Genomic DNA, 397 nt, shown 5'->3' on the forward strand with positions numbered 1-397 from the left:
CTGCCGGCGCCATAACTGTAGAGGCCTTGCACGTCCATGCCGGTGCCGTGGTCCTGGGTCTGGTAGACGTTGGCGTACAGGCTCGCCTGGGTCGCCAATGTCCAGTCGATGGAAGCGCCGTATTGCATGCGCTCCTGCACCTGGCGCCCGGACAAGCCGACGATCACACGCGGGTGCAGCAGGTAATTGAGCGAAGCGCCGGCGGTCATATCGCCTTTGTCGCGTTGCTCCCAGTTGTTGAACAAGGTGCTTTCGCGGCCGGCGAACACGTTGTAGCGCCAGCGCTCGTCATGGTTGCGCCAGTTGTTGGGCTTGTACACCAACTCCTGGGTGGTGGCAGTGACCTGGCCGTCCTCGACCAGGCGCACTTCCACTTCATAAATGCCACCGGGCAACG

1 protein-coding gene is annotated in these 397 nt (G+C 62.5%); it reads right to left on the reverse strand.

Annotation, left to right across the window (positions count from 1 at the left end):
* Window positions 1–397: hypothetical protein (locus M2R48_RS21190; RefSeq protein ID WP_262087597.1), on the reverse strand; the 397-nt coding region annotated here is incomplete at both ends.

The organism is Acinetobacter sp. I-MWF (assembly GCF_025433935.1).
In the GTDB taxonomy this organism is placed as follows: domain Bacteria; phylum Pseudomonadota; class Gammaproteobacteria; order Pseudomonadales; family Moraxellaceae; genus Acinetobacter; species Acinetobacter guillouiae.